This window comes from Corynebacterium frankenforstense DSM 45800, from assembly GCF_001941485.1.
GTDB classification, from domain to species: Bacteria; Actinomycetota; Actinomycetes; order Mycobacteriales; family Mycobacteriaceae; genus Corynebacterium; species Corynebacterium frankenforstense.
Genome location: NZ_CP009247.1, coordinates 1971125 through 1994361 on the forward strand (window position 1 = coordinate 1971125; position 23237 = coordinate 1994361).

The 23237-nt window shown below is 71.6% G+C and carries 18 protein-coding genes; 10 read left to right on the forward strand and 8 right to left on the reverse strand.

Annotation, left to right across the window (positions count from 1 at the left end; all coding sequences use genetic code 11):
- Positions 1-4 precede the first annotated feature (4 nt).
- Entirely contained in the window at positions 5-1318 is a 1314-nt protein-coding gene (locus CFRA_RS08635) for a carboxylesterase family protein (protein ID WP_075664315.1), read from the forward strand.
- A gap of 6 nt (positions 1319-1324) precedes the next feature.
- On the opposite strand, the gene idi is transcribed toward CFRA_RS08635, so the two are convergent.
- Together idi and CFRA_RS08645 are read right to left on the reverse strand one after the other, a co-directional pair.
- On the reverse strand, positions 1325-1873 hold the full coding sequence (gene idi, locus CFRA_RS08640; protein WP_075664316.1) for an isopentenyl-diphosphate Delta-isomerase: 549 nt from the start codon (positions 1871-1873) through the stop codon (positions 1325-1327).
- On the reverse strand, positions 1870-2400 hold the full coding sequence (locus CFRA_RS08645) for a hypothetical protein (RefSeq protein ID WP_083666923.1): 531 nt from the start codon (positions 2398-2400) through the stop codon (positions 1870-1872). Before CFRA_RS08645 ends, idi begins: the two co-directional genes overlap by 4 nt.
- A gap of 156 nt (positions 2401-2556) precedes the next feature.
- Here CFRA_RS08645 and CFRA_RS08650 point away from each other — a divergent pair, with 156 nt between their 5' ends.
- A complete protein-coding gene (locus CFRA_RS08650) occupies positions 2557-4497 on the forward strand; it encodes an ABC transporter ATP-binding protein (RefSeq protein WP_075664317.1) in 1941 nt (646 codons plus the stop codon).
- A gap of 68 nt (positions 4498-4565) precedes the next feature.
- On the forward strand, positions 4566-5696 hold the full coding sequence (locus CFRA_RS08655) for a MalY/PatB family protein (RefSeq protein ID WP_075664318.1): 1131 nt from the start codon (positions 4566-4568) through the stop codon (positions 5694-5696).
- Between the two features lie 6 nt (positions 5697-5702).
- Here CFRA_RS08655 and CFRA_RS08660 read toward each other — a convergent pair whose 3' ends face one another.
- On the reverse strand, positions 5703-6947 hold the full coding sequence (locus CFRA_RS08660; protein ID WP_156887996.1) for a hypothetical protein: 1245 nt from the start codon (positions 6945-6947) through the stop codon (positions 5703-5705).
- Positions 6948-7087: 140 nt separating this feature from the next.
- Between CFRA_RS08660 and brnQ the strand changes: the two genes are divergently transcribed.
- Positions 7088-8500, forward strand: coding sequence for a branched-chain amino acid transport system II carrier protein (brnQ, locus tag CFRA_RS08665; protein ID WP_245797544.1), 1413 nt, complete (start codon positions 7088-7090; stop codon positions 8498-8500).
- 126 nt (positions 8501-8626) lie between these two features.
- Complete coding sequence (locus CFRA_RS08670; RefSeq protein ID WP_075664320.1) at positions 8627-9619, forward strand: LLM class flavin-dependent oxidoreductase; 993 nt, start codon at positions 8627-8629, stop codon at positions 9617-9619.
- 9 nt (positions 9620-9628) lie between these two features.
- Here the strand turns inward: CFRA_RS08670 and CFRA_RS08675 are convergent, their stop codons facing one another.
- From CFRA_RS08675 to CFRA_RS08685, 3 genes are all read right to left on the reverse strand, one after another.
- Entirely contained in the window at positions 9629-11488 is a 1860-nt protein-coding gene (locus CFRA_RS08675) for a BCCT family transporter (RefSeq protein ID WP_083666924.1), read from the reverse strand.
- A gap of 130 nt (positions 11489-11618) precedes the next feature.
- Complete coding sequence (locus tag CFRA_RS08680; RefSeq protein ID WP_075664321.1) at positions 11619-12527, reverse strand: AEC family transporter; 909 nt, start codon at positions 12525-12527, stop codon at positions 11619-11621.
- Positions 12524-15451, reverse strand: a complete 2928-nt coding sequence (locus CFRA_RS08685) for an FAD-binding and (Fe-S)-binding domain-containing protein (RefSeq protein ID WP_075664322.1) — start codon at positions 15449-15451, stop codon at positions 12524-12526. The genes CFRA_RS08680 and CFRA_RS08685 overlap by 4 nt, the downstream gene beginning before the upstream one ends.
- Positions 15452-15538: 87 nt before the next feature.
- Between CFRA_RS08685 and CFRA_RS08690 the strand changes: the two genes are divergently transcribed.
- Positions 15539-16264: a GntR family transcriptional regulator gene (locus tag CFRA_RS08690; protein WP_075664323.1), complete on the forward strand. Its 726-nt coding sequence runs from the start codon at positions 15539-15541 to the stop codon at positions 16262-16264.
- A 13-nt stretch (positions 16265-16277) separates the two neighbouring features.
- Here CFRA_RS08690 and CFRA_RS08695 read toward each other — a convergent pair whose 3' ends face one another.
- Both CFRA_RS08695 and CFRA_RS08700 read right to left on the reverse strand, forming a co-directional pair.
- A complete protein-coding gene (locus CFRA_RS08695; RefSeq protein WP_075664324.1) occupies positions 16278-16538 on the reverse strand; it encodes a hypothetical protein in 261 nt (86 codons plus the stop codon).
- Positions 16539-16633: 95 nt separating this feature from the next.
- Positions 16634-17983: a TRAP transporter large permease subunit gene (locus tag CFRA_RS08700; protein WP_075664325.1), complete on the reverse strand. Its 1350-nt coding sequence runs from the start codon at positions 17981-17983 to the stop codon at positions 16634-16636.
- 204 nt (positions 17984-18187) lie between these two features.
- Here CFRA_RS08700 and CFRA_RS08705 point away from each other — a divergent pair, with 204 nt between their 5' ends.
- The 4 genes from CFRA_RS08705 (at position 18188) to CFRA_RS08720 (ending at position 23172) form a co-directional block, all read left to right on the forward strand.
- A complete protein-coding gene (locus tag CFRA_RS08705; RefSeq protein WP_075664326.1) occupies positions 18188-20095 on the forward strand; it encodes a solute carrier family 23 protein in 1908 nt (635 codons plus the stop codon).
- Between the two features lie 67 nt (positions 20096-20162).
- On the forward strand, positions 20163-20996 hold the full coding sequence (gene panB, locus CFRA_RS08710) for a 3-methyl-2-oxobutanoate hydroxymethyltransferase (protein WP_075664327.1): 834 nt from the start codon (positions 20163-20165) through the stop codon (positions 20994-20996).
- Entirely contained in the window at positions 20993-21808 is an 816-nt protein-coding gene (gene panC, locus CFRA_RS08715; RefSeq protein WP_075664328.1) for a pantoate--beta-alanine ligase, read from the forward strand. The genes panB and panC overlap by 4 nt, the downstream gene beginning before the upstream one ends.
- Positions 21809-21813: 5 nt before the next feature.
- On the forward strand, positions 21814-23172 hold the full coding sequence (locus CFRA_RS08720; RefSeq protein WP_075664329.1) for an FGGY family carbohydrate kinase: 1359 nt from the start codon (positions 21814-21816) through the stop codon (positions 23170-23172).
- Positions 23173-23237 lie beyond the last annotated feature (65 nt).

Here is a 23237-nt window from a genome sequence, read left to right on the forward strand (position 1 = left end):
CGCCGTGGACACCACCGTCGAGAGCCCCCGGGCCCTCTACACCGGCACGCTGGCGGACGGCGCGCGCGTCTTCCACTCGGTGCCCTACTGCCGCTTCCCCGAGCCCTTCGGCCCGGCCGAGGAGCTGCCCAAGGAGCCGGCCGAACCCGCCGAGGTCGACGCGCGCCGGGCGCGACCCGAGGCCGTCGCCCTGACCCTGGCCGCCCCGGAGAGCGCGCGCTTCGGCTCGGATCTTCCCGTGGTCGTCTTCATCCACGGCGGGGCCTACCACGAGGGCTCCCACGAGGACTTCGACATGGGCGTCCTCGCCCGCCGCGGGGTCGTCGGGGTCTCGATCGACTACCGGCTCGACGCGCAGGGCTTCGTGCGCTTCCACGACGACGAGCCGGACCGCTACCGCGGCGTCGACGACTGCCTGACCGCCCTGAAGTGGCTGCAGCGCGAGATCGAGCATTTCGGCGGCGACCCGGGCAATATCACGCTGGCCGGGCAGTCCGCCGGCGCCGGCATCTGCCTGTGGCTGACGCGCACCGACCACTACCAGGGCCTCTTCCGACGGGTCTGGGCGCTCTCCCCGGCCTTCCCGCGGGTGCCCTTCGACAAGCGCAAGGGCACGCTGCGCCGCATCCAGGGCACCCCGGTGACCCGGCGCCACTTCACCCGGCGCCTCGAGCGGCACCCGCGCGCGCTGGCCCGCGGCATGCGCCGCTTCCGCTCGCGCTACTTCCACGACCTCGCGCTCGGCCCGGCGCCCTTCGACGCCCACGAGCTGGCCGAGGTGCCCGTCCTGGTCAGCTGCACCCGCGACGAGCTCTACAACGAGTCCACCACCGCCCGGATCGACCGCGCGGGATTCGGCGGATTCGCGGTGAAGGTGGCGCACGCGCTCTTCGGCCTGCAGGTCCCGGCGGGCAGCTACCTCGACGCGGTGGCCGGGACCGACCCGGACCGGCCGCTCGCCCGGCTCGCCGGCGACGCGATGATCCGGCGCTGGGCCGCCGAGACCGCCGAGCACGCCGCCGGGCCCGTCTGGCTGATGGAGCTGACGGGGACAAAGAACCAGCCGGCGGTGCACTGCGACGACCTGCCGCTGATCTTCGGGCCGGGCACCGGCCCCCAGGGCGGGCCCGAGGCCCACGGCGATCACCTGCTGGGTCTCCTGCTCGACTACGCGCGCACCGGCGAGCCGGGCTGGCCGGCCCACCGCCGCCCCGAGCGTCAGGCGGTGCGCATCGACCGGGACTCCGGTGAGCGCACCGGGGTCAGCGACCCGCTGCGTGCGGTGCGGCTGGCCTTCCAGCGTCCGCGCTGGCGCTGAGCCCGGTCACGCGCCCAGGGCGCGGCGCAGGCGGGCGTCGGAGAGCTCGTCGACCATCCACTCGGAGAACACCATCGGCGCGGCCCCGGCCGCGCGCACGACGTCGCCGGCGGTCAGCCACGCCATGGAGTCGACCTCCTCGGGACGCGGGGCGGGTGCCGCGGCGTCGTCGACGGTGAGGGTGAAGACCGGGCAGATCTCGTTCTCCACCACGCCCGAGGAGTCGACCGCGCGGTAGCGGAAGTCCGGCAGCACCAGCTGCGGGGCCCCCAGGCGCTCCGGCGCGAGCCCCAGCTCCTCGGCGGCGCGGCGCAGCACCGCGTCGGCGGTCTCTTCGCCGGGGCCGGGGTGGCCGCAGAAGCTGTTGGTCCACACGCCCGGCCAGGTCTTCTTGCTCAGCGCACGGCGGGTGAGCAGCACCCGGCCGTCCGGGTCGAGCAGCCAGGCGGAGAACGCGAAGTGCAGCGGGGTGTCCGCGGTGTGCACCTCGGACTTCAGCGCCGTGCCCGCGGGCTCGCCCGCGGCGTCGGCGAGGACGACGAGCTCCTCGCTCACAGCTGCCCCTCGAAGACGACGTTGCCCAGGGTGAACTTCGCCGAGGAGAGGTTGCCCGGCGAGACGTTGAACGGGTAGCGCAGGTTGGTCGTGGCCCCGGCGCCCAGCGGGCGGTCGAGGCCGTCCATGCCGGCCACGCCGGCGGCCTCGGCGTCCATCGGGTCGGCCGTGGAGCCGTCGGAGAGCTCGAGGGTGGGCTTCTCCAGCGCGTCCGGGGGCACGGGCACGTCGTTGAGGTTCTCCACCTCGACGGTGATGATCGAGCCGCCCGCCTGGCCGGAGACGGTGCCCTGCAGCGTGTAGCGCAGGTGCAGGCCCGGGTCCTCGACGTTGTCCTCGGTGGCGTTGACCTGTTTCTCGGCCGCCTCCTCGGGCACGAAGTCCGGGGTCTGGCTGGTGGTCACCGCCAGGCCCTCCTTCTCCGCGGCGTCCTCGTCGCCGCAGGCCGCCAGGCCCGTGCCGACGAGCACCACCACCGCGGCTGCCGCCGCCCTGCGCAGTGTGCCCGCGATCGTCTGGTTCGCCACGGTCTCGCTACCTTCCTGCCTGGTGTCCGGGATCTCAGCCGATTCTAGCGGGCCGCGGGATTAGGACGGCGCGCCGGTGCGTTGCACCCTGGGTATGTCCGTATCCGTGAGCACCCACCCCCGTCCCGTCCGTCCCCAGGGAGGCACCGAGCAACCGTGCACGCACTGACCCGCATCATCCGCAGCACCGGCGCGCTGTGGCCGTTCTACCTCGGGGTATTCATCACCTCGGTGGTCACGGCCGCGCTCTCGCTGGTCTCCCCGTTCCTGCTGCGCGAGGCCACCGACACCATCGTCGCCGCGCTCTCCGACGACGGCGACGTCACGCGCACCGTCGTGACCACCATCGTCTGGCTGGCCGTCGCGCTCTTCGGCGTGGACCTGGCGCGCACCCTGGCCACTAACGTCGGCGGCTACATCGGCGACGTGATGGCCGCCCGCATGCGCCAGGTGCTCTCCACCCGGTACTTCGCCAAGCTGCTGACCCTGCCGCAGCGCTACTTCGACACCCAGCGCACCGGCACCGTCATCGCCCGGCTGGACCGCTCGATCGCCTCGGTGACGCAGTTCCTGCAGTCCTTCGCCAACAACTTCTTCCCCACCCTGATCACCGTCGCCGCGGTGCTGACCGTCTCGGCGGTCTACTACTGGCCGCTGGCGCTCATGCTCGCCGCGCTCTTCCCCGTCTACATGTGGCTGACGGCCCTGACCAGCCGGCGCTGGCAGCGCATCGAGGCGGACAAGAACCACGAGATCGACGTCGCCGGCGGCCGCTTCGCCGAGGTCGTCGGCCAGGTCAAGGTGACCAAGTCCTTCGACGCCGAGCCCCGCGAGCTGCGCTCCTTCGCCGAGCGCTTCGACCGCACGGTGCGGCTGACGCGCACGCAGTCCTCCTTCTGGCACCGCATGGACTCGCTGCGCGGGGCGGCGATGAACGTGATCTTCCTGGGCATCTACCTGACGCTCTTCCTGCGCACCCTCCACGGGCACTTCTCGCTGGGCGACATGGTCATGCTGCTGCAGATGGTCAACATGGCCAAGCAGCCGGTCTTCATGATGAGCTGGATCGTCGACGCCGCCCAGCGCGCCATCGCCGGCTCGCGTGACTACTTCAACGTCATGTCCGAGCCCGTCGAGCCCACCGCCGAGCGCCAGCTCGTCGCGGCGGCCTCCGCCTCCGGGGTGCCGCTTCTCGACGTCGCGCCCACCGCCGCCCCGGCCCCGGCCGACGGCGCGGCCGTCGGCTTCGAGGACGTGTGGTTCTCCTACGAGGAGGGCTCCCCCGTGCTGCGCGACGTGACCTTCTCCGCCGCCCCGGGCGAGCGCATCGGCCTGGTGGGCGCCTCCGGCGGCGGCAAGTCGACCATCGTGAACCTGCTGCTGGGCCTCTACCGCGCGGACTCGGGGCGGGTCACCGTGGGCGGTCACGACGTCGCCGAGCTCTCGGCCGCCGAGCTGCGCGCCTCGGTGGGCGTGGTCTTCCAGGAGCCGAACCTGTTCTCCGGGACGATCCGCGAGAACATCGCCTACGGCCGGCCCGACGCCTCCGACGCCGAGATCGAGGCGGTGGCCCGGCGCGCCCACGCCCACGGCTTCATCACCGCCTTCGACGACGGCTACGACACCGTCATCGGCGAGCGCGGTCTGCGGCTCTCCGGCGGGCAGAAGCAGCGCATCGCCATCGCCCGCGCGATGCTCAAGGACGCGCCCGTCCTCGTCCTCGACGAGGCGACCTCCGCGCTGGACAACGCCTCCGAGCGCGCCGTGCAGGCCGGCCTCGAGGAGCTGATGCGCGAGCGCACCACGCTGGTCATCGCCCACCGCCTGTCCACCATCGCCGGGGTGGACACCCTGGTCACCCTCGACGAGGGCCGCGTCGACGAGGTCGGTTCCCCGGCGGAGCTGGCCCGCTCCGGCGGCATCTACGCGCAGCTGCTGGCGCTGACCGCCTCCGACTCGGCCGCCGACCGCGCCCGCCTGCGCGAGTTCGGCATCGGCACCGGCCGCCACGGGGAGGACGGGGAAGAAACCCCGGAGGCCGGGGAGGCCGCGGAATCCGGCGGGGAGACCGCCGGCGCGGGCGGGGACGCGGACTGAGCCGGAACGCCGCAGCCTCCGCCGGGGCCGCGGACACGGGCCGCCGGGACGCGGTTAGACTGCCAGGCATGCATGTTCCCGAGATCGGCGAGCTGCGCGCCCGCCAGACCCGCAAGTGGACCCAGTATCCCGACGACGTGCTGCCGGCGTGGATCGCGGAGTCCGACTTCGCCACCTGCGAGCCGGTCAAGCGGGTCATCCGCGAACGCGTCGAGGCGGAGTCCCTCGGCTACACCCCCGCCCACCACCGCCTCGGCGAGGCCCTGGCGGACTTCTACGACTGGCGCTTCGGCTGGCGCCCGGACCCGGAGCACGTGGTGCCCGTGGCCGACGTCGTCCGCGGCCTGCTGCTGGCCGTCGAGCACATGACCCGGCCCGGCTCCGCGGTCGTGGTGCCCGTGCCCGCCTACCCGCCCTTCCTGCAGATCCCGGCCACCGCCGGGCGCGAGAAGGTCGAGGTCGGCGCCTACGGCGGCATCGACCTGGCCGACGTCGAGGAGGCCTTCCGCGACGGCGCCGGCTCCATGCTGGTCTGCGCGCCGAACAACCCGCTGGGCTACACACTCTCCGAGGAGTTCCTCACCGAGCTGGTCGCGCTGGCCGACCGCTACGACGCCCGCCTGCTCGTCGACGAGATCCACGCCCCACTGGTCTACGACGGCAGGCACGTCGTCGCCGCCGGTCTCTCCGAGACCGCCGCGAAGGTCTGCGTGACCGTCACCGCCACGAGCAAGGCGTGGAACATCGCGGGCCTCAAGTGCGCCCAGATGATCCTGACCAACCCGGCCGACCGGCACGCCTGGCACACCATGACCGGCGTGGCCAAGGACGGCGTGGGCACCATGGGCATCTTCGCCGCCGAGGCCTGCTACGACGCCGGTCGGGAGTTCCTCGACGAGGAGGTCGCCCACCTGCGCGAGCAGCGCGACTGGCTGGTCGAGGCGCTGCCCGAGGCCGTGCCGGGGCTGAAGGTCCACCGCCCGCAGGCGACCTACCTGATGTGGCTGGACTTCCGCGACACCCCGATCTCGCAGGACCCGGCGGGCCTGCTCGTGCGCCACGGCAAGGTCGCGCTCAACGACGGCCGCGCCTTCGGCACCGGCGGGCCGGGGCACGCCCGCCTGAACTTCGCGACCTCGCGCGAGATCCTCGAGGAGGCCGTCGAGCGCATCGCCCGCGGCGTGGCCGCCTGCTCCTAGGCTCCCCTAGAAGAACCCGAGGACGTCGTCCTCGTCGTCCCCGCTCTCCGGGTCCCAGTGCTCGGTGGGCAGCTCGTGGATGTAGAAGGCCGTCTCCTGCTCGGGGTGGCCACCGGCCTTGGAGAGCACGGCGGCCGCGCCCGGGTTGTCGCGGCTGATGCGCCCGATGTGCAGCTGGTCGTAGCCGCCCTCGCGCAGCGAGGCGTAGAGCTCCCGGGTGACCAGGTTGAGCGCGCCGCCCAGCTGCGCGTCCGGGTGGGTCGCCTGCGCGATGAGCACCGCGTCGCGGGCCTCCCCGCGCAGCTTCGCGCGCACCAGGCGGGCCGTCGAGCGGTGGTCGATGCGCCCGTCGGAGGCGCGCAGCAGCACCGAGGGGTCCGGCATGGCCAGGCTGAAGCTGACGGTGCGCCCGTCGAAGGCGTCGTCGGCCATCACCAGCAGGTTCGGGTCGAGCAGCGGCTCGAGGCCGGCCAGCTTCTCGCCGAGGTACTCCCGGGAGAGCTTGGTGAAGTACGGCAGGTGACCGTAGGAGTCGTTGAGCACCCACAGCAGGTCCAGCGCCTCGGCGCGCACGCGGAAGCGCCCGGGGCGGCGCAGGCGCAGCCCCTTGGCACGCCAGTCGGACTCGGTGGGACGCACGGCGCGCTCGGCGGGGATCTTCGCGACGACGATACGCCAGGTGTCGGTGACGTGCCAGGCGCGGTAGTTCTCCTCCTCGAGGACCTGCGGCAGCCAGTCCGGGTTCCACGCGCCGGTCAAAAACGCCGGGCGGTCGAAGCCGGAGCGCAGCACGCCGCCGCCCATGTTCGGCAGCAGGGTGCACGGCCCGAAGACGTGGGTGGCGCCCACGCCGTGGGCCATCCGGGTGACCTGGCGGATCAGGGCCCTGGCCACCACCGGGTCGGCGGCGACGAAGGCGCCGAAGAGCTGGGCGCGCACGTGCTCGCCGAGGGCCTCGGGCCCGCGGGAGAGACGGCCGTTCAGCAGCGCCGACTGGTGGGTGACCATGCGCCCGACGGCCGCGCCGGTGCGGTCGCGGGCCAGCCACAGGCGCACGCCCGGCAGCACGGAGCGGCCCCGGTACCACTTGGTGACCTCGTCGGCGCGCACGGGCACGTCGTTCGTGGACCAGCCCTCCAGGCGACCGGGCAACGCGATGAATTCACGCAGCTCCGCACGCGAGTTGACCAGATGGACGGTCGGTCGGGCGCCGCGGGCGCCCGCAGCGGTCCCCTTCGAGTCAGCAGCCATGACCCCGATGGTAATGGACCACCCCGCCGGGGGTGCGAAAGAAATTATCAGTGGCCGAAGTTGTGTTGTAGCCCGGGTCACGTCGTATTCTGGTTCCCTATTCGACAGGAAAACCCCCATAGAAAGCACAGGGACCGCACATGAGCAACACTGCCCCGGCCCTCAAGGGCACGGCGAAGGGCATGACCTTCGGCGTGTTCATCGCGACGTCGTTCATGCTCTTCTCGATGTACTTCGGCGCAGGCAACCTGATCTTCCCGCCGATGCTCGGCCTCCAGGCCGGAGAGAGCTTCGCGCCGGCCATGTTCGGCTTCCTCATCGCCGGCGTGGCCCTGCCGGTGCTCGCGATCATCGCCATCGCGATCTCGGGCGCGAACATGCGCGACCTCGCCTCGCGCGGCGGCTACCTCTTCGGCCTGGTCTTCCCGGTCCTGGCCTACCTGTCCATCGGCGCGTTCTACGCGCTGCCCCGTACCGGCGCGGTGAGCTTCTCCACCGCCATCCAGCCGCTGACCGGCTGGGACTCCACGCTGGCCTCGGGAATCTTCAACTTCATCTTCTTCGGCATCGCGCTGGCGCTGGCCTACAACCCGACCTCCATCGTCAGCAAGCTGGGCAAGTTCCTCACCCCGGCGCTGCTGATCCTGCTGGTCGTCCTCATCGTCATCGCCGTGGCCAGGTTCGACGGCACCCCGGGCGCGCCCACCGAGGACTACGCCGACGCCCCGATGGCCGGCGGCCTCCTGCAGGGCTACCTGACGATGGACTCCATCGCCGGCCTGGCCTTCGGCATCGTCGTCATCTCCGCGCTGCGCTACAGCAAGATCCCCGAGGGCGCCGCCCGCGTGCGCGGCACCATCTGGTGCGGCATCGGCGCCGGCGTCCTGCTGGCCCTGATCTACCTGGGCCTGGGCTTCATCGGCACCGTCATCCCGGACGGCGACAAGTACGCCGACGGCGCCGAACTGCTCGCCGGCGCGTCCAACCTGACCATGGGCATGGCCGGCCAGATCATCTTCGGCCTGATCGTCCTGCTGGCCTGCATGACCACCGCCGTCGGCCTGATCGCCGCCACCAGCGAGTTCTTCGCCCTGCTGCTGCCGGGCGTGACCTACAAGGTCTGGGCCGTCCTCTTCGCCGTGATGTCCTTCGGCATGGCCACCATGGGCCTGGACACCGTGCTGGCCATCGCCGCCCCGGTCGTCTCCTTCATCTACCCGCCGGCGATCACCCTGATCCTGATCACCCTGATCGAGCCGCTGGTGCGCAGGAAGACCTCCTTCTACTGGACCTTCCGCCTGTCCCTGTGGGTCGCCGTGATCTGGTCCGCGATCACCGTCGCCATCGAGCTGGGCGTCACCTCGTTCTCCCCGGTCGTCGACTGGGCCCCGATGCAGGACCTCACCCTGGGCTGGGTCCTGCCCGTGGTCGTCGCCTTCGTCATCGGCGTGATCCTCGACTTCACCACCGACCACCCGCAGCCAAAGTCCGCCCTGGTCAAGGCCATGGAGGAAGAGGAGCAGGCCGATCAGGCCGGCGTCACGGCGCAGTAACGCGCACTGACGCGCGACGCCGCCACGCACGCGGCGTCGGAAATCGGATGGCGGCCGGGACTAATCCCGGCCGCTTTCGCGTTGCACGGGCCAGAGACCCCTGTAATCCGCGAGCGAAAGGTCCCCATGAACGTCCCGCTGTCCCTCATCGACTTCTGTACCATCCACGACGGCGAGCGCCCCGGCGACTCCATCGCCCGCTCGGTGCGGCTGGCCCGGGAGGCCGAGCGGCTGGGCTACTCGCGCATCTGGTACGCCGAGCACCACAACATGAGCACCATCAGCTCCTCGGCGCCCGCGGTGCTCATCGCGCACGTCGGCGCGCAGACCGAGAGGATCCGCCTCGGCGCCGGCGGCGTGATGCTGCCCAACCACTCCCCCTACGTCGTCGCCGAGCAGTTCGGCATGCTCGCCGAGATGTACCCGGGCCGCATCGACCTGGGTCTGGGCCGGGCACCGGGCACCGACCAGAACACGCTGGGCCGGGCGCTGCGCCGCGACCCGCGCGCCGCGGAGCACTTTCCCGACGACGTCGCGGAGCTGGCCGCCTACCTCTCCGGCGACTCGCTGATCCCCGGCGTGCAGGCGATGCCGGGCGCGGGCACGAACGTGCCGCTCTACATCCTGGGCTCCTCGATGTTCGGCGCGACGCTGGCGGCGAAGATGGGCCTGCCCTACTCCTTCGCCTCGCACTTCGCGCCGCGCCACCTCACGCAGGCGACCAGCTACTACCGGCAGAACTACCAGCCGTCCGAGCGCTACCCCGAGCCCTACGTCATCGCCGCGGTCAACGTCACCGCCGCCGACACCGTCGACGAGGCGCGCGCCGACTTCGAGCAGGTCGCCCGCGAGCGCGTGCGCAACATGGCCACCCGGGGACCCGCCGGGCGCCACATCAGCGAGGAGAACCTCGACGCGCTGGTCAACTCGCCGTCCGGCCAGCAGATCATCTCTATGCTGCAGTTCACCGCCGTCGGCGACGGCGCGGAGGTGCACCGCTACCTCGGTGAGTTCACCAAACTGGCCCAGGCCGACGAGCTTATGATCTCCCTGCAGTCGCCCACCGGTGAGAAGACCGACCGGGCCATGGAGATCCTCGCCGAGGCCTGGGGGCTCTAGCCCCGGGTCCTAGTCGTCCCACTCCTCGGCCGAGCGCGGGCGGGACTGCTCGATGAGGCGGTAGTTCTCGCCCGTCTCGAAGTCCTCGTCCTCGGCCGCGGAGAAGACCTCGCCGTCGACGAGGTAGTGGCCCTCCTCGTCGCGCTCGAGGATGGGCCGGTCCAGGGCGTTGCCCTCCTCGTCGTAGCCGGGCGCCGGGCGCGCCTCGTGCTCCTCGAGCTTCTCGGCGCTGTCGGTGACCTCCCACTGGCGGGTGCGCACGCGGCGCACCGACGCGGCGTCGTCGGTCATGCCCTTGACCAGGGCGTACATCATGACGAAGTTGGTCAGGAAGAACGGCAGGGCCACGATGATGGCGACCTCCTGCAGCGCCTCGATGCCGGACTCCGGGGAGATGACCAGCAGCGCGGCGGCCACCGCGCCGATCAGCGCGCCCCACATCACCCGGTACCAGGTGGGGGTCTTGTCCTCGGCACCGCTGGCGATCATGTCGTTGACCATCGCCGCCGAGTCGATCGAGGTGATGAAGAAGATCGCGATGATCGCCACGGCGAACGCGCTGACCAGGCCGGTCAGCGGGTAGGCGTCGAGCAGGTTGAACAGCGCGGCGGGCACGTTGCCCTCCTCGACGACCGGCTGGGTCAGCACGCCCGGGTCGCTGTTCTCCAGCTCGATGCCGGCGCGGCCGAAGATTCCGAACCAGATCACGGAGAACAGCGAGGGCACGGCCAGCGCGCCGAAGATGTACTCGCGCACAGTGCGCCCGCGGGAGATGCGGGCGATGAACATGCCGGCGAAGGGGGACCAGCAGATCGTCCAGGCCCAGTAGAAGACCGTCCACTTGCCCTGCCAGCCCGGGTTGTCGTTGAAGGAGTCGGTCCAGAACATGACCTCGGGCAGGCCGGTGACGTAGAGGCCGAAGGACTCGACGAGGAACTTGATCAGGGTCAGCGTCGGCCCGGCCAGCAGCACGAAGGCCATGAGCGCCATCGCGGCGCCGATGTTGATGTTGCTGAGGATCTTGACGCCGCGCTCCAGGCCGGTGGCCACGGACACGCAGCCGATCGCGGTGATGGTCACGACGATCAGCAGCTGCATCCAGGAGATCTCCGGCACGCCCCACAGCTGGTGCATGCCCGAGTTGATCTGCAGGGTGCCCAGGCCGACGGAGACGGCGATGCCGAAGGTGGTGCCCACGATGGCGAGCACGTCGATGAGCTTGCCGGGCAGGCCGTAGATCCTCCCGCCCAGCAGCGGGGCGAAGACGGAGGACAGGCGCGGGGGCAGCTTGCGCTTGTAGATGAAGTAGCCCAGCGCCAGGCCCGGCAGCACGAAGATGACCCACATGTGCAGGGCGAAGTGGTAGTAGGTGAACACGAACGCCTCGCGGATGGCGTCCTCGCTCATCGACTCGGCGTCGGCCATCGGCACGTTGTAGGCGTGGTTGAGCGGCTCGGCCACGCCCCAGAACATCAGCACCGCGCCGAGGCCGGCGGCGAAGAGCATGGAGAACCAGACCGGGAAGCTGTGCTCGGGCTCGTCCTCGTCGTCGCCGAGCTTGACGCGCCCGTAGCGCGAGAGCGCGATGCAGACCAGGAAGATGAAGGCGGCGGAGATGCCGCCGATGTACATCCAGCCCAGGTTGGACAGCAGCCAGTCGGAGGCCACGGCGAAGACGTCGCGGGCGGAGTCGCCGGCGATGATGGTCACGGCCACGAAGGCGACGACGAATCCGACGGCACCGAGGAAGACGACCGGGTCGGACTGCAGCCGGGCCAGCGGGCGGGCGGATGCGGCGGCCCGTTCACGGGCGCGCCCCGTCTGCTCCTCTCGTTGCCGCGAGTGTTCAGTTTCGGGGGTGGGAGGCATGTGTCAGCTTCCGTTCGACGGGCCCGTGCGGGCTCACATTTACTTTGTAGAGCATAGAGGTAGGCACCCCCGCGAGAAGATTTCGGTCCGGGAGCACGTTTCCGGGCATTCCCGGGCGGCCGCCGGCGCCTCAGGCCAGCAGCGCGCCGGCGACCATGATGACGGGCACGGCCAGCACGGTGGAGACCACGCCGGTGTCGCGGGCGAAGTCCTCGCCGACGCGGAAGCGCAGCGCGTAGGTGTAGACGTTCTGCGCGGTCGGCAGTGCCCCGAGCAGCACCGCGGTCTGGAGCGCCGGCCCGGTCATGCCGAAGACCAGCGCGCCGATCAGGCCCGCGACCACGGGCTGGACGACGGTCTTGGCCACCGCCGCGCACACGACCGGCGCGCCCGGGCGGGGCCAGTGCCCGTAGAGCGACATGCCGAAGACGACGAGCGCGAGCGGCACCGAGGCCCCGGCGAGCATGCCGACGGGCTCCTCGATCAGGGTGGGCACCGGCAGGCGGCCGGCGGCGAAGACGATGCCGGCGATCGCGGCCAGCAGCATCGGGTTCTTGAACGCGACGACGACGTTGCGCCACCACTTCGCGCCGGGCTCGTGCATCAGGTCGATGGCCGTCAGCGTGACCGGGGCGTAGAAGGCGATCTGGAAGAGCATCACGGGCACCACCGCGGCGGCGTCGCCGAGCACGTAGGCGGCCAGCGGGACGCCGAGGTTGCCGGCGTTGGCGTAGGAGGAGCCCAGCCCGGCGATGACGGCCTCGTCGCGGCGGAAGCCGAAGACCCAGCGGGCGAAGAGCCCGAAGCAGGCGCCCACCGCCAGCGCGGAGATCGCCGCCACGGCGAGGTGGGCGGAGAAGACCTCGGCGGGGTCGGTGTGGACGAGCTTGTCGAAGAGCAGCGCCGGGGTGGCGATCGCGTAGACGAAGGCGGCCAGCGCCCGCTGTCCCTGCGGCCCCAGCGTCCCGGTGCGCGCGAGCACCCAGCCCAACGCCATGACGACGAGGACGACGCCGAAGCCGGTCAGAACATTCGTCATCCGCGCTCCCCCGCCAGGCCGGCCTGCCCGAGGATCTCGAGGAGCACCTCGGCGATGTGCCGGGCGCGCACCCCGGTGCCCTGCTCGATCTGGGTGCGGCAGGAGAAGCCGTCGGCGATGACGGTGGTGTCCGCCGCGGCGGCCTCCCGCACCCGCGGGAAGAGCTCACGCTCGCCGAGGGCCATGGACAGCTCACCGTGACCCTTCTCGAAGCCCCAGTTGCCGGCCAGCCCGCAGCAGCCGGTCGAGATGGTCTCCTGCTCGACGCCGAGCGCAGCGAGCACGTCGGCGGCCTCCTGCGGATCGCCCAGGGAGCGCTCATGGCAGTGCACCTGCGTCAGGGCGCTGACCGCCGGTAGCCCGGAGACGTCGAGCGCGCCGTCGTCGACGAGCTCGCGGATGCGCGGGGCGACGGTCTGCGCGAAGGACCGGGTCTGCCGCGCCAGCCGCGCGATCTGCGGCGAAGCCGACAGCTCGGTGGACTCGTGCTCGAGCATGACGGTGCAGGACGGCTCCACACCGACGACGGTCAGCCCCTCATCGAGGTAGGGCTCGAGCACCTCGGCGCTGTGCTCGAGGACCTTCTTGGCCACGGTCAGCTGCCCCGTCGAGTGCCAGGTCAGCCCGCAGCACACGAATCCGTCGGGGATGATGACGTCGAAGCCGAGTGCCTCGAGCACGCGCACCGCCGCCTGCGCCGGCGCGGTGCCGAGTTGGTTGTTGAAGGAGTCCGGCCACAGCACCACCGTCTCGCGGTCGTCGCTTGACGACGCCGCGTCCGCCCGCCGTCGCTGCCACCGTTGCAGGTTTTCGTGGGCGAAGTGGATCAGCGGACGGGTGGTGTCCAGGCCCCCGGCGCGCGCCATGAGCTTGGAGACGACCGGGGCGTGCATGGCCCAGTCGACCATGCGCGGCACCAGGGGGATGCGGTGGGCGACTGCACCGAGCACCGGCAGCCAGCCCATCAGGTAGTGGGCCATGGGCCGGATGCGGTGGCGGTAGTGGTGGTGGAGGAACTCGGCCTTGTAGGTGGCCATGTCGACGTTGACGGGGCACTCGGAGGCGCAGGCCTTGCAGGACAGGCACAGATCGAGGGCCTCCTCGACCTCCTTGGAGCGCACGCCGTCGGGCAGTGCCTCGCCGCGGTACATCTCGGCGAGCAGGCGGGCACGCCCACGGGTGGAGTGGACCTCGTCGCCCGTGATCTGGAAGGAGGGGCACATCGCGTCGTCCTCGGAGCGGCAGGCGGACACACCGACGCACCGGTTGATCGCGGAGAGGAAGTCACCCTTGTCCGAGGTGAAGCGGTGCACCGGGGTGATGTCCAGGCCGCGCTGGGCGGGGTCCATGCGCAGGCCCTCGGTGACCTCGTCCGGATCGACGAGCACACCGGGGTTGCACACGCCCTCGGGGTCGAAGATCGCCTTGAACTCGGCGAAGAGGTCGAGCATCTCCTTCGAGTACATCTCCGGCAGCAGGCTGGAGCGGGCGCGGCCGTCGCCGTGCTCGCCGGAGAGCGAGCCGCCGAAGGAGGAGACCAGCTGCGCGGCCTCGTGCATGAAGTCACGGAAGGCGGCGACCCCCGCGGGCGTCGTGAAGTCGAAGCCGATGCGCACGTGCACGCAGCCCTCGCCGAAGTGGCCGAAGGGGATGCCGCGCAGGTGGTAACGGTCCATCAGGGCGTAGAGACCGCGCAGGTAGTCGGCGAGGTTCTCCGGCGGCACCGCGGAGTCCTCCCAGTTGGGCCAGGCCTCGCCGCCGTCGGGCAGGCGGGTGACGGTGCCGGCCGAGGACTCGCGGATGCGCCACAGCCCACGCATCTCGGTCGGGTCGCTGACGACGACGTGGTCGATGGTGGCCACGCTGCCGGCGACCTGCTCGGCCGCTGCGACGGCCTCCTCGACGGTGTCGCCGCCGGTCTCGCAGTAGAGCCAGCCACCGGCGGCCAGCCCCTTGCGCTCGCCGGGCAGGTTCTTGCCCGCGTTGGCCTGGCCCTGCTTGGAGCGCAGGGCGGCCAGCAGGTCGCCACCCATGCCCTCGATGGTGGCCACGCCGGGCTGGCGCAGCACAGGCGCGGCGGCAGCGGCGTCATAGACGGTCTCGAAGGCCAGCACGGCCAGCGCGCGGACCTTGGGCACCGGCACCAGGCGGACCTTCATCTTCGTGATCACGCCGAGGGTGCCCTCGGAGCCAGCGATCGCACGGGCGGGATTCTCGGCGAGGTGATGCAGCCCGTAGCCGGAGACCTGGCGCGGGAAGCGGCCCAACTCGGTGTCGATCAGCTCGGCGTTGTCGGCGTAAAGCGCGCGTAGCTTCGCGTCGATCTCCTCGTCGGAGCAGCCCTCGGGCCCGACGGTGACGGTGCGACCGTCGGCCAGCATCAGTTCCAGCGAGATCAGGTTGTCGGCCGCGGTGCCCCAGGCCACCGAGTGGGAGCCGCAGGCGTTGTTGGCCACCATGCCGCCGATGGTGCAGCGCGAGTGGGTCGACGGGTCCGGCCCGTAGGTCAGGCCGTGGGGCGCGGCGGCGCGGCGCAGCGCGTCGCAGACCACGCCGGGCTCGACGACGGCGGTGCGCGCCTCCGCGTCGAGCTCGAGGATGCGGTTGAAGTGCGCCGAAGTGTCGACGACGACGCCCTCGCCGATCGCATTGGCCGCGACCGAGGAGCCGCCGCCGCGGCCGGTGACCGACCAACCGCGCTCGCGGGCCACAGCGAGCACGTCGCGCAGATCCCCGACGCCGTGCGGCTCGGCGACAGCGGCGGGAATACGCCGGAAGAGCCCGGCGTCTGAGGAGTAGGCCACCCGCGTGGTCATGTCAGTGCGGAGTCCGGTGCGCGAACCCGCACCGTATACCGCGGGGTCGACGCGGTGGAACCGCAGGGTGTCTCCGGGCGTGGTCTTAGGAGTGGTCTGGTGCGGCATGAATCCCTTCCTCTGGCGCCTGCCTCGGATGCTCCGTTCCGGCAACATGTTACACGCTACTGTCCATAGTCCGTGCATAATGGGGCCATGCAGACGCCGAGCACCCTGACCGAACAGGTGATGGACACCGTCCGCGACAAGATCGTCGACGGGTCGATGTCCCCGGACACCTGGTACAGCGTCTACCAGCTCTCCGCCGAGCTCGGGGTCTCCCGCTCCCCCGTCCGCGACGCGCTGCTCCGCCTCGCGGAGGCCGGGCTGGTGAAGTTCACCCGCAACCGCGGCTTCCGCGTGGTGGAGACCCGCCCCGAGGACGTCGCGGAGATCTTCGGGCTACGCCTGGGCATCGAGCCCTTCGCCGCCTACCGCGCCGCGCTCTCGCGCACCCCCGAGCAACTGGCCGCCGCCGACGACCTGGTGGCGCGCATGTCCGCACTCGCGGCGGTGGACGAGGCCGGAGACACGAATGAGTCCGGCGCACTCGAGGACGCGTTCTTCACCGAGGACCGCAAACTGCACTCCCTGATCATGGACATGGGAGGCTCGCACCGCGGCGGCGCACTGGTTGAGACGCTGCGCACCCACACCCGCATCCTCGGCTCGAGTACGGCCGGCTCCTCACGCACGCTCGCCGACATCCTCGACGAGCACCGCCCTGTCCTCGAAGCCATCCGCAACGGTGACGCGGAGGCCGCACGGGCGACGATGCGCGAGCACCTGACCACCACCGGCAAGCTCCTGCTCCACCAGGCGCTCGGTGACGACACGACGCGCGCGACCGAGATCTGGTCGCGCTACGCCGCGGGGCTCTGATTCCCGGGAGGTTCTAGTCCTCCGGGTCGACGTCGCCCGGGCCGCGCAGACGGCGGTGCTCCGGCTGGTACTTCAGGCCGAAGGCGCACAGCGCGCACAAGGTCGAAGCCGCGAAGGCCCAGGGGCCGAGCCCTTCGGAGAGCCCGACGACCACGGACCCGGAGCCGAAAAACACTCCGACGAGCTGACCGAGCACAATCACGGCGCCCAGCAGCAGGAAGGCCGCGAGGAAAAAGAAGAACAGGGTCTTCACGCCGAGAAACAACTTGCTCACGATGCAGTCCTCTCAGATTCTCTCTGTCTCTGTTTTTCTATGTCTGTGTCTCTGTCTTCCGGGGGCCGCGGCACCGGAGCGCAGCGGCCATCCGGTCAGCCGGGGATGTAGACCGGCAGCCAGCCCATGCCGGCGATCCAGGCCAGCAGGAGCATCGGGACCACGAAGTAGACGATGAGCGGGACGAACATCTTCGTCGGGTTCGCCTCCGCGATGGCCGCCGAGAGGTAGATCGGCGCACCGACGGGCGGGGAGGCACCCTCGGTGGAGGTGCACAGCAGCACGACGATGATCGCCAGCGTCGGGTCGGCCCCGACGGCGGTCAGCGCGGCCACGGCGGGAGCGCCGATCGCGGCGGCCGTCGCCGTCGAGGACAGCGGGGTGGCCACGACGATGACCAGGGCGCAGACCAGGGCGACCATGAGCGCGCGCGGCAGATCCAGCGAGTCCAACCAGCCGGAGAGCTGCGGGCCCACGTCGAGCGACTCCATGACCTTGGCCGCGGCCAGCGCGGAGAACAGCGAGATGCCCACAGTGGCGAACTGCGGGGCGTCGCGGAGCAGCTGGACCCGGAAGTGTGCGTTGTTCTGCCGGATCCGGTTGGCACCCTCGAGCAGCGCGATGATGGTGATCAGGATCGGCACCCACACGATGATGGAGATGGCCTTCACGCCGTCGCCGCCGATGCGGGCGTCGGACTTGAGCCACTCCGCCAGCGGGCCGATGGTCAGCACGACCGGGATGATTATGCCGATGAAGATCAGCGGCGAGCGCCACCCGGCGCGCATGGCGTCGGCGAAGGAGGAGCGGTCGGACTTCGGGGTGGCCGGCACCTTGTCCATGCGCGTCCACGCGAAGACCAGCAGCATGCGGTAGAGCACGGCCCAGCCACCGGCGCAGGCCAGGGCGACGTAGGTCGACGAAGCGGACGCCCCGGCCGCGGCGGGCAGGGCGAGGATGATGAACATCGTGGAGTTCGGCGGCAGTGCGACGCCCAGTCCGGAGTTGCCGGCCAGCAGCGTCGCCGCGCGCTCCTTGGACCAGCCGGTCTGCTTCATCCAGGGGATGGTCACCGAACCGACGGTGGCTGCGTTGCCCGCGGTGTTGCCGGCGATCAGGCCGATCATCGCGGAGCCAAGCGTCGAGACGTAGGCCGCACCGCCACGCAGGCGACCGAAGATCGAGTTGAGGATGGAGATCAGCCGGTCGATCAGGCCCGTCGACTGGACGATGATGCCCATGAAGACGAAGGCCATACCGGCGAAGGTGACCTCGGACTGGGCGGCCTCGACGACACTGTCCCACAGCAGGCGGGGCGCGTCGGTGCCACCGAATAACGAGATGGCCAGCAGAGCGGCGAGCAGTGACTCGGCGATGTCGCGTTTGAACCCGACATTGAGCACCACCGTGACCGCGATGAAGACCAGAAGGGCGAGGATACCCATCGTTGCTCCTCATGTTCGTCGGGAAACGTGGTGTCGGTCACGTTAGCATGTTACGTGCTACATCTACTACGCGGCGTCCCCATGGCCACCCCCGTCACGGGGTTTTTGCCCCCGCCCACCGCCGGGGCCAGAATATCCAGGTAACTGCCAGACAACCGTGAGCGTCCCTCGCCCACGCCCCAGGCCAGGAGAACTGAAACCCCCGTGACCACCGCGACCGACACCCCAGTGCATCCCGTCGACCGGGTGCCCGCCCCGCCCAAGCTCGCGGCCCTGGGCCTGCAGCACGTCCTCGCCTTCTACGCCGGCGCCGTCATCGTGCCGCTGCTCATCGCCTCCTCGCTGAAGCTGGACACGGCCACCACCGTCCACCTGATCAACGCGGACCTGCTGACCTGCGGCCTGGCCACGATCATCCAGTCGGTGGGCATCGGCCGGCACGTCGGCGTGCGCCTGCCCATCGTCCAGGGCGTGACCACCACGGCCGTCGCGCCGATCATCGCGGTCGGCCTCGGCGCGACCGACGGCGCGGGCGGCACCGCCGCACTGCCGACCATCTACGGCGCCGTCATCGTCGCCGGCGTCTTCACCTTCCTGGTCACCCCGGTCTTCGCCCGGCTGCTGAAGTACTTCCCGCCCGTGGTCACCGGCACCGTGCTGCTGGTGATGGGCACCTCGCTGCTGGCCGTCTCGACCAACGACTTCGTCAACTACGCCGAGGGCACCCCCGCCGGCCGCGACCTGGCCTACGCCTTCGGCACCCTGCTGATCATCGTGCTCGCCCAGCGCTTCCTGCGCGGCTTCCTGGGCACCCTGTCCATCCTCATCGGCCTGGTCACCGGCACCGTCGTCGCGCTCGTCCTGGGCGACGCGAACCTCGACGCCGTCGGCGACGCGGGCGTCTTCGGCATCACCACCCCGTTCTACTTCGGTGTCCCCCGCTTCGACCTGATGGCCTGCCTGGCGCTGATCATCGTCATGATCATCACGATGGTGGAGACCACCGGCGACGTCTTCGCCACCGGCGAGATCGTCGGCCGCCGCACCCGCCGCGAGGACGTCGCCCGCGCCATCCGCGCCGACGGCATCTCCACCACCCTCGGCGGCGTGCTCAACTCCTTCCCGTACACCTGCTTCGCGCAGAACGTCGGCCTGGTCCGCATCACCGGCGTGAAGTCGCGCTGGGTGGCCGCCGCCGCGGCCGGCTTCATGATCGTGCTCGGCCTGCTGCCCAAGGCCGGCGCCGTGGTCGCCTCCATCCCCGCCCCGGTGCTCGGCGCGGCGTCGCTGATGCTCTTCGCCAACGTCGCCTGGGTCGGCATGCAGACCATCGGCAAGGCCGACATGTCGGACAACCGCAACTCGGTGATCGTGACCACCGCCCTCGGCCTGGCCATGCTCATCACCTTCCGCCCGGACGTCGCCGAGGTGCTGCCCACCTGGGCGCAGACCTTCTTCTCCTCGGGCATGTCCACCGGCGCGATCACGGCGATCCTGCTCAACCTCCTCTTCTTCCACGTCGGCAACCAGTCCGGCGGCGAGGTCGCCCGCGGCCACTCGCTCGCGGAGGTCAACGAGTTCAGCCGCGAGGAGTTCGTCGAGGCCTTCAAGCCGCTGTTCAACAACCGCGTCTGGCCGCTCGAGGTCACCTGGGAGTCCCGCCCCTTCGAGTCCGTCGACACGCTGCGCGAGGCCGTCCAGGTCGCCGTGCTCTCCGCCGACCCGGCCCGCCGCGAGGAGCTCATCCACGACTACCCGGACATGGCCGAGCTGCTGCTCGTCGACGACGACGAGGCCGCGCAGATCTCCCGCGACCGCGGTTCGCTGGCCCTGGGCGACATCGACGACGTCGACGCCGAGCGCCTGCGCCGCATCTCCGCCGAGTACCGCGAGCGCTTCCACATGCCCTTCGTCGCCTTCCTGGACACCACCGACAGCGTCGACGACGTCGTGCGCGACGGCGTGCGCCGCCTGGCCAACTCCGACGAGCAGGAGCACCGCGTTGCACTCAGCCAGATCGTCGAGATCGCCGGCGACCGCTTCGACATGCTGCTCGCCGACGCCAACCCGGTGCGCTCCTCCTGGGAGCGCAAGTTCACCGAGCTGGACTGACCCCGGTACCGCTGAACCCCGTACTACCTGGCCCGGCGGCGAGCGGCGCGCCCTATAATCCCGTGACATGCACGGTATTGATGCTCGACGGGTGCGCACCCGCCACCTCGCCCAGGCCAAGGCCCAGGGCACAAAGATCACTGCCCTGACCAGTTATGACGCCCTGACGGCCGCCATCTTCGACGAGGCGGGCATCGACCTGCTCCTCGTCGGCGACTCGGCGGCCAACGTCGTACTCGGCCAGGACTCCACGCTGGGGATCACGCTCGACGAGATGATCACCATGGCGCGCGCCGTCGCCGGCGCCGCGAAGCGCGCGTTCGTCGTCTGCGACCTGCCCTTCGGCAGCTACGAGGAGTCCGACGCCCAGGCCGTCGCCTCCTCGGTGCGCCTGATGAAGGAGGCCGGCGTCGCCGCCGTCAAGATCGAGGGCGGCGTCGAGATGGCCCCGACCATCCGCCGCATCGTCGACGCCGGCATCCCCGTCGTCGCCCACATCGGCTACACCCCGCAGTCCGAGCACGCCCTCGGCGGCCACGTCGTGCAGGGACGCGGCGACGCCGCCGAGCGGTTGCTTGCCGACGCCGCGGCGGTCGCCGAGGCGGGTGCGTGCGCCGTGGTGCTGGAGATGGTGCCCGCCGAGCTCGCCGCCCGGGTGACCGCCGAGGTCGCCGTCCCGACCATCGGCATCGGCGCCGGCGCCGGCTGCGACGGCCAGATCCTGGTCTGGACCGACGCCTTCGGCCTGGGCCGCGGCCGCGCCCCGCGCTTCGTGCGCCGCTTCGCGCAGCTCGGCGAGGACCTGCTCGCCGCCGCGCGCACCTACGCCGACGAGGTGGAGGCCGGTACCTTCCCGGCCGCCGCCGAGAGCTTCGGGGATTCGAAGGAGCGGGACAAGTGAGCCCCGTCGTCACCCGCACCCCCGAGGAGCTGCGCGCCGCGCTCGCCGGACTCGACGGCACCGTGGGCCTGGTGCCCACCATGGGTGCCCTGCACTCGGGCCACGCCTCGCTCGTGGCGAAGGCCGCGGAGGAGAACGACCACGTCGTCGTCAGCGTCTTCGTCAACCCGCTGCAGTTCACCGACCTCGGCGACTGCGACGACTACCGCGACTACCCGCACGACGTCGACAAGGACGTCGCGTTCCTCTCCGACAAGGGCGTCGACGTCGTCTTCGCCCCGGAGGCGGAGGCGATGTACCCGCAGGGCGTGCCCGAGGTGTGGGTGCGCACCGGCCGGATGGGCGAGGTGCTCGAGGGCGCCTGGCGCCCCGGCCACTTCGACGGCGTGGCCACCGTGGTGACCAAGCTGCTCAGCCTCGTCCGCCCGGCGCGCGTCTACTTCGGCCAGAAGGACGCCCAGCAGCTGATGATCGTCCGCCGCATGGTCTCCGACCTGAACCTGGGCCCGGAGGTCCGCGCGGTGCCGATCGTGCGCGCCGCCGACGGTCTGGCCGAGTCCAGCCGCAACCAGCACCTCTCCCCCGAGGCCCGCTCCCGGGCCCTGGCCCTGCCGCGCGCGCTCGCCGCGATCGCGGACGGTACCGACCTGGAGACCGCCCGCGCCGAGCTGGCCGCCGCCGAGGGCGTGGAGCTGGACTACCTCGAGATCGTCGACCCGGCGACCTTCACCGCCGATCCCGAGGGCACCCTCGCCCTCGGCGCGATCCGCGTGGGCGGCACCCGCCTGATCGACAACCGCCTGCTCGGGTAGCCGCCGTGGTCGTCCTCGCGCTCGACCTCGGCACCTCCGGGGCGAAGGCCGCGCTCGTCGACGGCCGCGTGCTCACCGCCGCCCGGCACCCCTACCCCACCGACACGGCTCCCGACGGGCGCAGCGAGCAGGACCCGGACGACTGGCTCGCCGCCGCCCGCGCGGCGGTCACCGAGGTGCTCGCCGCCGGGCCGGCGCCTGAGCGCATGGCGCTGACCGGCCAGATGCAGGACGTCATCTGCCTCGACGCCGCCGGCCGGCCGCTGGGCCCCGCCGTCCTCTACGACGACACCCGCGCCGAGCCGCAGGCCCGCGCCCTCGCCGCCGAGCTGCCCGACTGGGCCGCCGTGACCGGCAACGAGCAGAACGCGACCAGCTCCGCGGCCGTCCTGCGCCGCCTGCGCGAGACCGGCGATCCGCGCGCCGCGGCGGCCACCGTCCTCTTCTCCCCCGCCGGATACCTGGCCCACGAGCTGGGCTGCCCGGCAGCGGTCGACTCCACCACCGCCTCGACGACGGGGCTGATGGACCTCGACGCCCGCGCCTGGTCACCGGCGGTCTGCGCGGCCGCCGGCGTCGACCCCGCCACCCTCCCGGCCATCGCCGACGGCCCCCTCGGCACCACCGCGGCCGAGCTCCTGGGCCTGCCCGCCGGCCTCCCCGTCGACCTCGCCCCCGGCGACGCGGCCGCCACCACCGCCGGGGTGGTCGGACTCACGCCGGGCGACGACTACGTCTACCTGGGCACCAGCGGGTGGCACGCGCGCGTCGTCAAGCGACAGACCACGCAACCCGGGCTCGTGCACCGCCTGGCCGCCGGCGACGCCGAGCTGCGCATCGCCGCGCTCACCAGCGCGGGCGCAACCGCCGCCTGGGCGCGCCGCGCCTTCCTCGCCGACGCCACGCCGGAGGACGCCGACCGGCTGCTGACCGGGCGCCCGCGCGGGTTCACCGGGGTGCTCGCGCTGCCCAGCCTGCACGGCGAGCGCTTCCCCGTGCGCGACGCCGGGCTCGGCGCCGCGCTGGTCGGCGTGCACGAGGACCACGGGCCCGCCGAGCTCTACGCCGCCGTGCTCGAGGGCGTGGCCCTCGCCCTGTCGCACTCCGGCCTGGACTCCGACGCCGTGCTGCCGGTCACCGGCGGCGGCTCGCACTCGCGGCCCTGGCTGGAGATCCTCGCCGACGTCACCGGCCGCCCCGTGCGCGCCGTCAGCGGTACCGACGCCGCGCTGCTCGGCGCCGCCGGCTGCACCGCCGCGGCCGAGGGCGAGGTCATCGCGCCCGACCCGGCCGCCGTGGCCTCCTACCGCGGGGTGCGCGCCCGCCACCGTCACCTCTACGACGTCCTCGGCGAACTCGGCTGACAGCGCGCCGGCCGCGCGCGTGCCATATCGTGGTGGGGTAATCGCCCGCGCGCCGCGGGTGACCC

What these genes read in the sequence shown, in the direction of transcription:
- CFRA_RS08685 (WP_075664322.1), bottom strand. Translation starts at nt 15,451, where the DNA reads ATGCCGCACCAGACCACTCCTAAGACCACGCCCGGAGACACCCTGCGG.
- brnQ (WP_245797544.1), top strand. Translation starts at nt 7,088, where the DNA reads ATGAGCAACACTGCCCCGGCCCTCAAGGGCACGGCGAAGGGCATGACC.
- CFRA_RS08670 (WP_075664320.1), top strand. Translation starts at nt 8,627, where the DNA reads ATGAACGTCCCGCTGTCCCTCATCGACTTCTGTACCATCCACGACGGC.
- panB (WP_075664327.1), top strand. Translation starts at nt 20,163, where the DNA reads ATGCACGGTATTGATGCTCGACGGGTGCGCACCCGCCACCTCGCCCAG.
- CFRA_RS08655 (WP_075664318.1), top strand. Translation starts at nt 4,566, where the DNA reads ATGCATGTTCCCGAGATCGGCGAGCTGCGCGCCCGCCAGACCCGCAAG.
- CFRA_RS08660 (WP_156887996.1), bottom strand. Translation starts at nt 6,947, where the DNA reads ATGGCTGCTGACTCGAAGGGGACCGCTGCGGGCGCCCGCGGCGCCCGA.
- CFRA_RS08680 (WP_075664321.1), bottom strand. Translation starts at nt 12,527, where the DNA reads ATGACGAATGTTCTGACCGGCTTCGGCGTCGTCCTCGTCGTCATGGCG.
- CFRA_RS08700 (WP_075664325.1), bottom strand. Translation starts at nt 17,983, where the DNA reads ATGGGTATCCTCGCCCTTCTGGTCTTCATCGCGGTCACGGTGGTGCTC.
- CFRA_RS08690 (WP_075664323.1), top strand. Translation starts at nt 15,539, where the DNA reads ATGCAGACGCCGAGCACCCTGACCGAACAGGTGATGGACACCGTCCGC.
- CFRA_RS08675 (WP_083666924.1), bottom strand. Translation starts at nt 11,488, where the DNA reads ATGCCTCCCACCCCCGAAACTGAACACTCGCGGCAACGAGAGGAGCAG.